We start from the raw sequence: 12862 nt of genomic DNA, 5'->3' as shown, positions 1-12862 counted from the left end.
AACGGTTTTATGTATAGAAGTGAACCCCGTGGCACAGCTACGCAACGAGAAAACACCCCAATCTGCTGAGGTGTTCATCGTATTTTCATAAATACGGCCGTATCTTGTCATCCTTCCAACATTAACAGATGTCCAGACAACTGTTTTAAGACTTGACGGCAAGCATTTGCTTTTTCGATATTATCCATCTGCATGGCCGTGTAGAGGCGCTCCAGTTCATCGTCTACTTCCATGCGCAACAACATGAGCCTTTCCTCGCCTTCACGCGAGAGGAACATTTCTTCCATCTCTTCCGCCGTCGGCGCAGGTTCCTTTTGAAAAATGACACGCTGTTTGAACCCAGACACTTCCACGAGCCGAATGACTTCACCGAATAAAATGTTCTCCACAGTCATCTGCTGATCCTTAAACCGCTTCACAACTGCATGCCCGCGTGTATCTCCAATCAGCTTCTCCAGCCACTCTGCAAGTTTTGCATCCTTAATGATATAATCCCCAGTCATCTTGTAGTTCCCCGTGCGTGTCTGTTGAAAGCGGAGCTTTACCAGCTTGCGGCCGGTCCGGACTGACAGGATAAAAAAGGATTCGTCCTCGCTCCAATATAGTGAATATCCCTCACGAATAAGGTCTCTGATCAAATTTTGGATATGCCGACGGTTGAACCGCAGCTCCAGATTGCAATATTCAACTTCATAACTCTTATTCACGGCACTCCCTCCATCTGTACCGGATCAACTCCGGCCCTCGTCTTCAATCGCTTCTACTCAATCGGCTTACCCTATTTTATACTTCATTTTATGTAAGGGTACTTGGTTATTTGACTATTTTTCACCGAAAGGACCGCCGGATTGCAGCTTTCCGCAGACGCACAGGGGCAAGCCCCCGATTATCGTGATATATTGGACGCGAAAAAGGGAGCCCCACAACCAAGACGGTTGGTGGGACTCCCTTTTCTTTTGCTTATTTGGCCGGAGCAGTGCGAAACGGATTGCGGGATAACACAAAGTGCACAACGGCAAGTCCTGCCATGACGATGGCACTGCCGATGAATGGAGCCGGATGGCTCACGTGGTCCCACAGCAGTCCAGAAACAATAGGTCCTACAACCATGCCTGATCCCTGCAATGTAAGGAAAAATCCCCAGATCGCTCCCCGCTCTCCTTTGGGAATCAGTGTGGCTACAAAAGCATTCCAGGCGGGCAAAATCATGGCATAACTGATGCCCACCAGCATGACAACACCAAACACCACCGGAATGGATGTTATGGAGGAGAATGCAAACAGACTGGCCGCCGCCATCAAAAAACCAATGTTCAGGAACGGTTTCGTGCCAAACCTGTCTACCATTTTACCTACAGGCAGTAAGGCAATAACAGTTATTCCACCACCCGCAATCAGCAACAAACTGTAAAGGTTCGGCGAGATGTGCAGATCTGTGCGTGTATATAGCGTGATTACTGGACTGAGCAGCCCGATGACAAACGACTGCATAAACAGTGCAGGATACACCAGTGGATTGACATTAAGCGTGCTGCGCACTCGTTGCAGTGTACCCTTCACACTCTTTTGCAGCCGGATGAACGGTGTGAGCAAATTCGGTTTGGCTGGATATTTCACATCACTATTCTTCGCTGCTTGCTCGGCATGCTCGCCTTCAACAATGACACGTCCAGGAAGAATCATGGCCACCAGAATAACGAGAATGGCACACCCCATTAATACAAGAAAAATGGTGCGATAATCATGATGCGTGCGCTCCAGCAGCCAGTTCATGCCTATAGGTCCAAGCCCCGTTCCGCCGAGAGCAGCCATCTCCAGCGCCCCCATTGCTGTACCATTCTTGTTCTGTGGGCCTGACATCGCCGTCACCCCTGTCATGGCGCAAGGCCAGAGCGGTGACGTACCAATGCCAAGAATCAGACAGGCCATGGCCAGTCCAACGGCACTTTTGAGAAAAAGGATCATAATAACAGCGATTAAGGTACAGATTAATGCTGTAACCATCGTTGCGCGGAACCCGATCCGTTCTGCTGCCCAGCCGGAAGGCGCCCGAAACAGATTATCTCCCAAATATTGAAGAGCAAATGCCACACCAATGACGCCTGCAGACAGACCCAGTATATTGTCCATATACACCGGCAGAACTGCTACCAACAGGGCCCCTTTGATAATTTCAACTAGAAAAAGTGTCAGCCACATCGCGATAAAAAATGGTGATCGCAAAATTTTGGCTGGTTTTGTATCGGTTTGCATTCTTTTTCCCCTTTCGGCGTTCATTTGCCTATTCCCTATCCTTAGTGTAACCGTGGGGAATGTGTCCAAATCTCGGCAATTCAAAAAATTGTCGATTATACTGTTGCATTCGGTTCTTAATTTGCTATACTCATCTTTGTTTACCAATTTTATTAGGAAGGGTTGTGACAGCACTGATGAATCACCACCGTACGCCGCTGTTTACCGCTTTAAAAAATCATGCGGCACTCAATCCGGTACAGTTTCATATTCCGGGCCATAAAAAAGGATTGGGAGCGGATACCGAATTCCGTGAATTTATTGGCGATAATGCCTTCTCCATAGATTTGATTAACATCGCACCGTTGGATGACCTGCATCAGCCAACCGGTGTCATTCAGGAAGCACAGATTTTGGCAGCAGATGCCTTCGGAGCCGATTATACCTATTTTAGTGTACAAGGCACAAGCAGTGCCATTATGACCATGATTCTGTCTGTATGCTCACCGGGTGACAAAATTATTGTGCCCCGTAATGTGCATAAATCGGTTCTGTCCGCGATTATTTTCTCAGGCGCCAAACCCGTATTTGTTTCTCCTTCACAAGATCCCAATCTGGGCATTGACCACGGAGTGACCACACAGTCTATCCGTCGCGCACTGGAGCGTCATCCGGATGCCAAGGCATTGCTTGTAATTAACCCGACTTATTACGGCGTGGTTACCGATCTGAAAGAGATTGTTGAGCTGGCACACAGTTATCAAGTCCCTGTGCTTGTTGATGAAGCCCATGGCGTACTCATTCATTTCCATGAGGATCTGCCACTGTCTGCGATGGCAGCAGGTGCCGATATGGCTGCAACCAGTGTTCACAAGCTTGGTGGCTCCATGACACAGAGTTCCGTACTCAACCTGAATACCAAGAATGGGTTCGTAAATCCACAGCGTGTACAGACGATCCTGAGTCTGCTCACCTCAACATCAACTTCATACATTTTGCTTGCTTCACTCGATACATCAAGACGTAACCTGGCACTCCACGGTCGTGAGATTGCACAGAAGGCGATTGAACTAGCTGAGTTTGCCAGACGTTCGATTAACGATATGGATGGCCTGTATTGCTTCGGTAGAGAGCTGCTGGGTACAGAAGCGACCTTCAACTATGATCCAACCAAGGTAACGATCCATGTTCGCCATCTGGGTATTACAGGGTATGAGACAGAGAACTGGCTGCGTGAACATTACAACATTGAGGTCGAACTTAGTGATATGTACAATATTCTGTGTCTCATTACGCCAGGAGATACGGATAATAGTGTGGATATCTTGCTGAACGCTTTGCAGGATCTCTCCCGTACCTATTATCAAGTGAACCCGGCCCATGAACTGGTCGTAAAAGTTCCGGATATTCCACAGTTGATGCTGACTCCACGTGATGCATTCTACGGTGATACCGAAGTGATTCCGTTTAAGGAATCCGCAGGACGTATTATCTCGGAATTCATCTATGTCTATCCGCCAGGAATTCCGATCCTGTTACCGGGTGAGGTTATCACCCAGGAAAACATCGACTACATCATCGATCATGTCGAAGTTGGATTACCCGTCAAAGGACCCGAAGATCGCAGCGTAACCAACGTTAAAGTGATCGTGGAAGCCGATGCCATTTTCTAGAACAACCTCCTTGCGCTGTGCAGGGGATAAACTTAAAGGACCAAGCCCTAGCTTGGTCCGTTTTTATTTTATGGGACAAGCGAGTTTGCATTTTCCCGTCTATTTCGTAGTTCAAACCGGTGGTGTAAATGCTCGTATACCTCTTGAAAAACAAACAAAAGGCCCCCTGAGATCAAGGAGCCTTCATGTTATGTTCCAAAAGAATGACTATTCTTGTGATGCAACGAGTTCGTTGTAAGCCGCTTCAACGCGGTTCCACTCTTCTTCGTCTTCAATATTGTAGAGCACCATTTCCTCGTCTTCTTCTTCCATACGCAGGATGATGCCGTCAGCTTCAGGATTGTTACGTTCCAGCAGGAGCGCATAAACATGCTTCTCCACGTCAAACGTCTCCACCAAAACCATCTCCACGTCTTGGCCGTTCTCGTCTGTTAATGTGAGAAGGACTTCTTCATGCTCGTGGTCGTGGTCGTGGTCTTGCCCGCATCCGCAGCCATCGCCGTGTTCATGTGTGTGATCGCTCATTGAAATACCTCGCTTTATAAATAGAAATTGTGTAACCTTGCATATCGTAACATGTTCAATGACACAGGTCAATTTAACTCACAGGGTTATTTTCGCTTCAATCGTTCAGCGCTGTAATGATTTTCTCCGCTACCAGGACGTAGCTGCTGTTTGCATTTTCTTTAATATGAAAGCCGACCTGATACTTGCCGGCACGACTGAAATCATACGTAAAATCATATGTGCGGAACCAGAAGTTATCCTTCTGGGTCGTAAGCTCCTGTGACTGGATATCCTTCACCTGACCGCTTGGATTGGTAATCGTTACTTTCACCGCAGCTACATCTGCTGTCAGACTGTCCACTTGTGAAAATACATTGAATTTCAGCTTACCTACGTTAACGTTGCCAAATACAGTGTCTCCCTTGAAGAGAAAAATATGTACATTCGGTTTGATCACCGTTACTCTCTTGTTACTGCTGTCCCATTTGACGACGCCTCCGGCTTCCCTGACAGGTACATAGGTCGTTCCATCAATGAGATAACCTCCATCAGCTGCTTCCTTGCCGTTAATGAGAACACGAATCTTCTCGTTCACCGAATCTGCAAACAATAAAGACCCGCCGAGCAAGGAGAATACCGTGACACAAAGCAATATTCGTTTCCATTTCATCCCGTCAATATTCCCTCCCCTGCTGCTAGCTGTTGTACATTTATACTGCAGATTCATCCACAAAGTTGCGCTGTTTTTCATCATTTTTCATTTTTTATCCAGAATTTTTTCCACCCCTTGGAATGCACAAAAAGAGGCGATCCTCATTAAAGGATGCCCCTGATCTATAATTGTTATATATACGGGATTATACGAAGAGTTTATGAAGAAGTATGGCGGGTCAATATACAGGGAACGCCCTTGCCTAAAGCCCCTTCAATTCTCATACGTGCAGCGTAATCCATACCTCGTGTACATGGTGTCTTACATCTCTCGCATACATCCGATGTGACCAACTTCATGGATACACGTATTTTATCACTCTTTAATGCGGGAGCTTTCTTACCTTTTGCCTTTGCCATCCCGGATTCCCCATTTCCCCAAGTGCTTACTGATGTAATGCATCATATGGGGATTCGCCCGGTTGTGTGTCTATTTAGAAAACGTATTTAAATAATAAAAATATGACAAGGAGGATACCTCCGAGAATGAGCCAGTTGCTGATTTCATACCAAATACCCTTGCCTCCGGACAGGTATTTCTGTTCATTCTCCTGATGACGCTGACGGTGGGTATCGGTCTCAGAGCCATGGGGTGGTTTGCTAAAATCCATCATAAGTACATTCCCCTTTCAGCAGTTTTGTGTAAACTTACTACCATTATAACCCACAATTGAGTGCGAAATTGATTTTTATGCATAAAAAACCAAAAAACCTCCGATTTCTCGGAGGCTTCTTATCAACAAATAGTATCAGTGATTACGCGAGTTCCACGTTAACATTCACGTTCCCTTTGATTCCTTTGGAATATGGGCAGTAGTCATGGGCAAGTTTCACAAACTTCTGTGCTGTTTCTTCATCTAGACCAAGGATTTTAACTTCCAAATCGACTTGAAGCTTCACGCCGTTATCCTCAGAGTCCGTCACCAACATTACGGTTGCAGCTACCGTACTTCTTTCAATCTCAACTTTGTGTTTCTTCAATTGAAACTCCAGTGCGGAGTTAAAACAAGCACTATATCCTGCTGCAAACAACTGCTCCGGATTGGTAGCTGTCGTCACTTGTCCTCCGAGTTCAGGCGGTGCAGCAACATCCAACATAAACACGTTATCTGGGGATTGTACGATGCCTTGACGTCCACCTGTATTGATTACTGTAGTTTCATATAATGTTTTCATGTGTAAGACTCCTTTAGTTGATTAGATTTATTTTGACTAAATTTTGATCTCTCTTGTATCGCTAACAATTACATTGTACACAATTAAATTGTGTATGTAAATAGTTAATATAAAAAATAATATAGTTTAAAACACGTTTGGAGAATAATTCTTTTCTAACCCCGGACAAGCCCAAGCCTAAAGTCAGTGCACTTTCTGAGTTGTTCGCTGTATCCACCAAACTTGGCCTGACTTCATTCTCTAAATAAAAATGGTACCCAAACACTGCACTTCATTTTCAAAGCGTCCGTGTTTAGGTACCAAATTACTGCACGTATATCTTTTTACCGATCCATACAGATAATCTATTTATTCTCATAGTCATTCCAATTCAAATCATGCACCTTGTTCATCTTCAGATGTCTTCCCAGTTTGATTAATTACTCCAGATATCCACTTTCATCTGTGCACATTTGAAATACTTGGCCTCGGCCTTACTTGTAGTCAGCTTCAAAAGACATTGCAGTTCTCCATGTTGGAACAACCCACCTCTAAGGTCAGCAGCAACACCACCATATTGATCATCCGCACCAAGCCATACCGACGGTCTCTCGAACCCAGCTGAGAACTGTAATCCGGTACAGAGCAACACAGTGAGATTCTTACGGTTCTGTGCTTCATCTCCTGCTACGCCATGTGTGGTGAAGAACACCATGTTTTGATTAAAATCCGTGTACGTTCCATCTGCTTTATAGGCACGGACCATACCATATTTCTGATTTACGTTTTGAAAAAAAGTGATTCCGGCCTTGCTATCCTTCGATTTAATGCCAACCTGAACTGAGATTCCAATGTTCCCGTTTAATTGTAGCGCTTCCAAAGTGATTGCAATTGCTGTTACTTTCGAGCTGTCAATCAGATGTTTCATTTTTAACTCTGCCGTGGCTCCTGCCGTTGTCGGAGTTGTAACAGTAATGGTCCCTCTGTCGGGCAAAGGCTCAAACGTAGGGGTGCCCACCACCTCCACCCAATCCGGTAACGTTCCGTAAAGAAAATCAGCCACAAGCTGTTTGTGAACCTTTCCAAAGGGCACAATCTGACCCGCTGCATCACGTATAACCATCTCTACACCCCCACCGAATAGGCTACACCGATATTATGATCGGTATTGTAATACACGTACACTACACCGTCCATAACGGACACCATCAAGGACTGCATGTTGGTCGTTTCCCAATCCAATGCCGGAAAATATATATCTGTAGGTTTGTCCAGCAGTTGACGAAAGTCTGCACTGATCTTGGCAATGGCAGGCCGAGCTACCGTCGTAACCCCACCGGAAGCATAAGCTGATAACATACCCAGCCACCACATGCTCCCTTTGTACATAAATACACCAGCATTGGGTCTCGAAATGTTTTCTCCTGCACTTAAAGTGGCATCATTCCCACCCATTAATGGTCTTGGATCAGCTAACCAGCTACGTCCGTCATGTGAATGCCAGATACATTTACGACCAAAGTCCCCACCGCCCATCACTGAGAAACCGATCCATTTGCCACCATTTCTGAAACACGAGAAATATCCGGTATGACCATCACCTGGGAACCCGGGAGGTTTGTCCAAAATCAAACCCACTCTTGTCCAGTTGATCATGTCTACAGAGGTCGCAAGTGCCGTTGATTGATTGATCCCCAGTCCGTTTTGTTGATAATACATAAAGAACAATTGTTCTTCATCGTTCCAGATCACAAATGGAGTTTCCGTCGAATTCCCAACCACAGTATCGAGATACACCTGTCCGTGTTTGGTCCATGGCCCTGTAGGGCTGTTCGAGTAGGCTAGTCCAATTCCTCCGATGTGATTATGGTTGGTAGAATACGTAGCATAATAATCTGCTTTTGCATCAGGGATAAGCCCCTTTACCTTGATCGCCCGAAACCAATAGATCGATTGAAGACCCGCCATTGCAGCGGTATACATAGGATTGTCCATTTTTTTATCAAATTGAGGCGTGTACATCCGTCTGGTTTCTGCATCGCAATAATCATAAGGCGCAACGGCCCTGTTTGCCTTCATCGCTGCATCGAGTGCTGCCTGAGCAATATTTTCAGTCATAGACATGGGAACTCAACTCCTTCGTGAGCAGGGTATTACCATGTACCGGTCGCGAATATAAAACATCCGAAGTGTCCTTTAATAGGATTGAAAAATCAACAACATTACCCTCATTCGCAGCGGGCTCCAGAGTAATACAAATGATAGGACAAATTCTAGCATTATATGAATACGCTTTCATATTGTTCATTCCTTTATTTCCTTTACAGTTGTAATCAGCAACTGTCCCTTTCATTGGTACGCCCGGATAATGTTGATCCTTCATATTAATCCCTCCTATTGTTTTCTCCCGATAAGTATATTCATGAAGTTGCCTTTGTGTTAAAGCATTATGCCCATCTTGCAGCCTATTATTCTAAGACTGGTTCTCATATAAAACATAAACAGGCTAACCAATACAAATTGGCTAACCTGTTTGAACGAAAAAACTGCAAAACCAACTCCTTATTACTCTGCAAAAAGTGAAGATATGGGATTCGCAACTTTTTTATTGGATTTCTCCTTGCCTTGGTTATCCAATACATAGTACTGGTAAAAGTCGTTAGCGAATCCGATAGACTCCTGTATTTTCAGCTTAAAAGCTTCAAATGCCACATCACTCAGATGATCGTCATTCCAGAAATAATGAAGCATCAATCGATTCTGGTTATAGGGATGTTTGATAACATATGCACCCGCGGCGAGAGGTTGATTCATGGTATTTTTCCAAGTAAAACCCGTCTGTTTCGTTCGATCAATAATGTTAAGTTTTAAAGCCTGCACCAATCCGTTTGACTTGGCATTGCCAATGACAATAAGGTTGCTGTTGCCGATCTCTTTTTTCATCTTTTGCTTCAGTTCCTTGCGATCCCGTATAACGTCGTATTTCACACCAGTCATATCAAGGAATCCGGTCAACTGATTAACCATATCTTCCTGCTGTTTAGTTGCAAGCTTACTTACCTGATCGCTGAGCACAATGGTTAATTCCTCGCCTTGAAGGGCTTTGTACATCAATCGATTCATCACTTCATAAGGCAGATTAGGAACCATACCCATGACAGCCTGATATTGCACTTGTAAGACATCATGCACATAGGCGGCGGTCTCTTCTTGTGATAGTTGGTATTCCGGGTTTAAGACAAAATCAGGCTGATATAGGGCCATCTGCATTTCTGAACGTATTTCTTTACCAAGCACATCTTCAATGGTTTGAAGCAGCCCCTCTACCGTTGCATTTTGGTACACGTAGCGTTTGAAATATGTCCTCATCAACTCGTCAAATTTCTCTTCACCGACGGAACGGTAAAGCTGATAGATCGCTTGTCGCCCCTTCTGATAATATACCAAACTTGCCAAATCCCCAGCTTCATCGTTTGTTGACGCAATCGCCATATCTACGGGCGCAGTATCAAACTGTATGGATCTGAATCCATTTAGCTTGTCTCCCTGTTTCTCGGCAAAATACACCATGGAGAAATCAGCAAAGCCTTCATCCAGGAAGGATTCTGTCTCCGAATTATTACCGATCAATGCATGGAACCACTGATGCGCTATTTCATGAACAAATGTTGTGTCTTCTTCTGGAACCGCACCATTTTGAATCTGTCCCATCTGAATGAGCCTCGCATACTCCACGGCAACGCCTTGTACATACGTCTCGACAATTCGGAACTCTGGATAGGGATACTTGCCATATTTCTCACTATAGAAATCGATGACCTTGAATGCCTGATTAATGTACCGGTCAACTATCTTTTTCTTGTATGGATCATCGTTGTAATAATAGTATTCCACCGTCAGACCGTTACGAGTAGCGCGTTCCACTTGAAGATTAGGACTTGCAAAGAAAACAAACTCCCTTGTATTCTCGGCCACAGCAGAAACAACTTTACGACCATGTTCTGTACTGTTTTGAGTAGTGATCGTACCCGGCATAGCTACCTGATACTCATCGGGAACATTGAATTGAACTTCAAAGTCCGATGAGGTGTAATAATCGCTCTCAAATGTTCGACTATACGGTGCCTTGTTCCATTGATGCTTAACCTCGTCGTATACAGACATCACCGGGAACCAGTGTGCACCATTGATCATGTCCTTGTAGTAGGAAACTCGCTGTGAGCCATAGGGTATATTCAACTGAAACTCCAGTTGGAATGATACCGATTCACCTGGTTGTACGGGCTTCTTCAACTGTACGGTCAACGCCTGGTTTTCCTTATGGAAATCCAACGATTGGCTATCTGCGCTTACAGCCTGAATATCGATGCCACCCAGAAAGTCCGCCGCTGTCTTCTCCGGATGATCTTCACTAATCTTTTCATTATGCTGTTGGTACATGCTCGCCTGTGTAGACTTGGAGAGGTTTGCGTCAGCATATGTATGAAGGACCAGCTGCTGGAGGGTATCCTTGCTTGTGTTGTGATACGTTACCTTCTCGCTCCCCTGGATCGTCATGTCCTTCTCATTTAATCGAGCCTGAATCTGGTATTGAATCGGGGTCTGCTCTAAAGAGTCTTTCTGTGTGTTATATATCTTCGTAGATACAGATGCTGGGCCTGCTTCCGCGGCAACAACCCCCATGTTGGCAAGTGGGCTTGTTGCCAGTATTAAAGCCAGTGTACCCGCGATCCCTACTCTGGCTAACTTTGATGTAAATGGACTTGAATAATTCATTAGTTCTCTCCTTCTCCTGTTCTATGTTGACCTCATGACCAAGTATAGAAGACGAACCTTACGCTGAATTTATGTTTTATTTAAGTTTTGTTTAAAAAGAGGAAGAGAAACTGTGCCATTAAATTTATTATCAACAAAAACCACCTACACATATTATTGGAGGTAGCCATATTATTATATAAAAAAAACAACTCCTCTTGAGATATAATTCTCAAAAGAAGTTGTTTTAATTTTTCATATAGGACGAGTGGGGATCGAACCCACGACCCTTACCCTGTCAAGATAATGCTCTCCCGCTGAGCTATCGCCCTGTAATAATTATGATGTATCAATCACGGTCGTACTACTAAATTTAACTGAGCTAACAGATCATGATATATAATTGTTTCCCAATCAAGTAACAGTATCATATCAAGTAACCGTGTTCATTGTCAATGATTTATTTGGTTATAATTCACCCGAAATGGTGCACAATAAAGGAAAGATTACCATTTCTATAGCGAGGTGAATTCTCTATGAGAAACATAACAAAACGGTCAAAATCCAATAAACATACATTCGCCAAATGCTTCTTTCTCTTTGCTGGGCTTATGATTCTCATTACAACCGTTACTGGTTGCGGCTTAGAGAGGGATGAACATACAGTTCAATTCCAACAATTACAACAGCCCAATGAAAATGGTGAATCTCTGCCCGTTTGGCTGGACGTATACTCCAAATCTGTAATTCAAGATGTGTATTCTCCGCGAGGAAGCAGTGAAGTCTTGCCATGAAGGTTAACAGGTGAATTACTCATCTTCATCCCACTTGCGTGAGTATGCTTTCTTCGTAACGTAATACAACAGAGTAATCATTCCCGCCGACATTAGCAATGTAATTACCATGATGCCTGTCATGCCCATCACTACCCCCTCCTCTCCCAATATGTGTCAGACTTCACTATACAGGAAAAACATTTTTTTGTATAATTCAGTCTGATATGTCGCGCAAGAGCAGAAAGAAGGAATGGAATTGGCAGCTGAGATTAGTTATGTATCGACAGAAGAACAACTGGAGCAAGCCCTGGGAATTCGCCATCACGTTTTTGTGATCGAGCAACAGGTGCCTGCCGAGATTGAGATTGATCAATATGATGTCATCAGTCCGGATGTGCATCATGTATTGTTAAGTACGGATGGCCAAGCTGTAGCCACAGGACGTCTGATCTATTACAGCAAGGATACGGCCAAAATGCAGCGGATCGCAGTGCTTGAATCTCATCGTTCATTTGGTTATGGACGTGTGCTTCTGCTCGCGATGGAGGAGCTGGCACGTGAACTCGGCTTATCCTATTCTGTACTGGATGCGCAATGTCAGGCACAGAAATTCTATGAAAAACTGGGTTATGAAGTGATTTCGGAAGAACCTTTTTATGATGCAGATATTCTGCATGTTCGTATGAGAAAGAGCTTGTAAAACCTCGTCGTTGGAAGGTCTCATCAGCATATGGTGCATACTTCCGATGATTTCGGATAGGCTAATCAGGTAAGCAGATTCCTATCTCGTCATATAAGGAGAGTGTGACATCATGGATCAAACGACACGCGAGAGTTTCACAGCAGTACAGAAAAATGGTGACGGTGACCTGACAGCTTTTCAGACTTCAGCAGGACGCGTACTGGATTATCAGCAGGCACTTGCAGAAGTAAAAGCTGGCGCTATTGCCGGTGTGAATGTATTTAAAGGCAAGGATGGCGAAATGTACATTCGCGGCGATGCCGACGGTGACCCAACCAACAACCTGGACCAACTCCCCCATTTCTAAAATA

General features: G+C 44.5%; 14 protein-coding genes and 1 tRNA gene. 3 read left to right on the top strand and 12 right to left on the bottom strand.

Features of this window, described 5'->3' with window-relative positions; genetic code table 11:
* Positions 1-107: 107 nt before the first annotated feature.
* The gene (locus tag C161_RS30335) at positions 108-707 is read right to left on the bottom strand and encodes a hypothetical protein (protein WP_036614719.1); all 600 of its coding nucleotides are present in this window, start codon (positions 705-707) and stop codon (positions 108-110) included.
* Positions 708-960: 253 nt separating this feature from the next.
* The gene (locus C161_RS30330) at positions 961-2253 is read right to left on the bottom strand and encodes an MFS transporter (RefSeq protein ID WP_036674871.1); all 1293 of its coding nucleotides are present in this window, start codon (positions 2251-2253) and stop codon (positions 961-963) included.
* Between the two features lie 176 nt (positions 2254-2429).
* Here C161_RS30330 and C161_RS30325 point away from each other — a divergent pair, with 176 nt between their 5' ends.
* Positions 2430-3905, top strand: coding sequence for an aminotransferase class I/II-fold pyridoxal phosphate-dependent enzyme (locus C161_RS30325; RefSeq protein WP_036675042.1), 1476 nt, complete (start codon positions 2430-2432; stop codon positions 3903-3905).
* A 207-nt stretch (positions 3906-4112) separates the two neighbouring features.
* Here C161_RS30325 and C161_RS30320 read toward each other — a convergent pair whose 3' ends face one another.
* From C161_RS30320 to C161_RS33255, 10 genes are all read right to left on the bottom strand, one after another.
* Positions 4113-4430, bottom strand: coding sequence for a DUF1292 domain-containing protein (locus C161_RS30320; RefSeq protein WP_036614722.1), 318 nt, complete (start codon positions 4428-4430; stop codon positions 4113-4115).
* A gap of 97 nt (positions 4431-4527) precedes the next feature.
* Entirely contained in the window at positions 4528-5082 is a 555-nt protein-coding gene (locus tag C161_RS30315; protein ID WP_036614723.1) for a copper amine oxidase, read from the bottom strand.
* Positions 5083-5557: 475 nt separating this feature from the next.
* A complete protein-coding gene (locus C161_RS30310) occupies positions 5558-5737 on the bottom strand; it encodes a hypothetical protein (protein WP_036614724.1) in 180 nt (59 codons plus the stop codon).
* 142 nt (positions 5738-5879) lie between these two features.
* Entirely contained in the window at positions 5880-6299 is a 420-nt protein-coding gene (locus tag C161_RS30305) for an organic hydroperoxide resistance protein (protein ID WP_017687397.1), read from the bottom strand.
* A gap of 415 nt (positions 6300-6714) precedes the next feature.
* The gene (locus C161_RS30300; protein WP_036614727.1) at positions 6715-7401 is read right to left on the bottom strand and encodes a hypothetical protein; all 687 of its coding nucleotides are present in this window, start codon (positions 7399-7401) and stop codon (positions 6715-6717) included.
* A 2-nt stretch (positions 7402-7403) separates the two neighbouring features.
* Positions 7404-8402 carry a hypothetical protein gene (locus C161_RS30295; RefSeq protein ID WP_036614730.1) on the bottom strand — a complete coding sequence of 333 codons (999 nt, stop codon included), beginning with the start codon at positions 8400-8402 and terminating at the stop codon, positions 7404-7406.
* On the bottom strand, positions 8389-8661 hold the full coding sequence (locus C161_RS30290; protein WP_036614732.1) for a hypothetical protein: 273 nt from the start codon (positions 8659-8661) through the stop codon (positions 8389-8391). The genes C161_RS30295 and C161_RS30290 overlap by 14 nt, the downstream gene beginning before the upstream one ends.
* Positions 8662-8843: 182 nt before the next feature.
* Complete coding sequence (locus tag C161_RS30285) at positions 8844-11054, bottom strand: M1 family metallopeptidase (RefSeq protein ID WP_036674870.1); 2211 nt, start codon at positions 11052-11054, stop codon at positions 8844-8846.
* 239 nt (positions 11055-11293) lie between these two features.
* Positions 11294-11365 (bottom strand) — tRNA-Val (locus tag C161_RS30280).
* Positions 11366-11663: 298 nt separating this feature from the next.
* Positions 11664-11825 (bottom strand): hypothetical protein, encoded by a 162-nt coding sequence (locus tag C161_RS33255; protein ID WP_155985130.1) that lies wholly within the window; start codon positions 11823-11825, stop codon positions 11664-11666.
* Positions 11826-12065: 240 nt separating this feature from the next.
* Here C161_RS33255 and C161_RS30270 point away from each other — a divergent pair, with 240 nt between their 5' ends.
* Both C161_RS30270 and C161_RS30265 read left to right on the top strand, forming a co-directional pair.
* Complete coding sequence (locus C161_RS30270; RefSeq protein ID WP_036614958.1) at positions 12066-12509, top strand: GNAT family N-acetyltransferase; 444 nt, start codon at positions 12066-12068, stop codon at positions 12507-12509.
* 112 nt (positions 12510-12621) lie between these two features.
* The gene (locus C161_RS30265) at positions 12622-12858 is read left to right on the top strand and encodes a DUF3892 domain-containing protein (RefSeq protein WP_017687389.1); all 237 of its coding nucleotides are present in this window, start codon (positions 12622-12624) and stop codon (positions 12856-12858) included.
* The last annotated feature ends 4 nt before the right edge of the window (positions 12859-12862 follow it).

Source organism: Paenibacillus sp. FSL R5-192 (genome assembly GCF_000517845.1).
Taxonomy (GTDB): domain Bacteria; phylum Bacillota; class Bacilli; order Paenibacillales; family Paenibacillaceae; genus Paenibacillus; species Paenibacillus amylolyticus.
This window is presented reverse-complemented; position numbering and strand designations above follow the sequence as displayed.

What these genes read in the sequence shown, in the direction of transcription:
- C161_RS30330 (WP_036674871.1), bottom strand. Translation starts at nt 2,253, where the DNA reads ATGCAAACCGATACAAAACCAGCCAAAATTTTGCGATCACCATTTTTT.
- C161_RS30325 (WP_036675042.1), top strand. Translation starts at nt 2,430, where the DNA reads ATGAATCACCACCGTACGCCGCTGTTTACCGCTTTAAAAAATCATGCG.
- C161_RS30320 (WP_036614722.1), bottom strand. Translation starts at nt 4,430, where the DNA reads ATGAGCGATCACACACATGAACACGGCGATGGCTGCGGATGCGGGCAA.
- C161_RS30315 (WP_036614723.1), bottom strand. Translation starts at nt 5,082, where the DNA reads ATGAAATGGAAACGAATATTGCTTTGTGTCACGGTATTCTCCTTGCTC.
- C161_RS30310 (WP_036614724.1), bottom strand. Translation starts at nt 5,737, where the DNA reads ATGATGGATTTTAGCAAACCACCCCATGGCTCTGAGACCGATACCCAC.
- C161_RS30305 (WP_017687397.1), bottom strand. Translation starts at nt 6,299, where the DNA reads ATGAAAACATTATATGAAACTACAGTAATCAATACAGGTGGACGTCAA.
- C161_RS30300 (WP_036614727.1), bottom strand. Translation starts at nt 7,401, where the DNA reads ATGGTTATACGTGATGCAGCGGGTCAGATTGTGCCCTTTGGAAAGGTT.
- C161_RS30295 (WP_036614730.1), bottom strand. Translation starts at nt 8,402, where the DNA reads ATGTCTATGACTGAAAATATTGCTCAGGCAGCACTCGATGCAGCGATG.
- C161_RS30290 (WP_036614732.1), bottom strand. Translation starts at nt 8,661, where the DNA reads ATGAAGGATCAACATTATCCGGGCGTACCAATGAAAGGGACAGTTGCT.
- C161_RS30285 (WP_036674870.1), bottom strand. Translation starts at nt 11,054, where the DNA reads ATGAATTATTCAAGTCCATTTACATCAAAGTTAGCCAGAGTAGGGATC.
- C161_RS33255 (WP_155985130.1), bottom strand. Translation starts at nt 11,825, where the DNA reads ATGGCAAGACTTCACTGCTTCCTCGCGGAGAATACACATCTTGAATTA.
- C161_RS30265 (WP_017687389.1), top strand. Translation starts at nt 12,622, where the DNA reads ATGGATCAAACGACACGCGAGAGTTTCACAGCAGTACAGAAAAATGGT.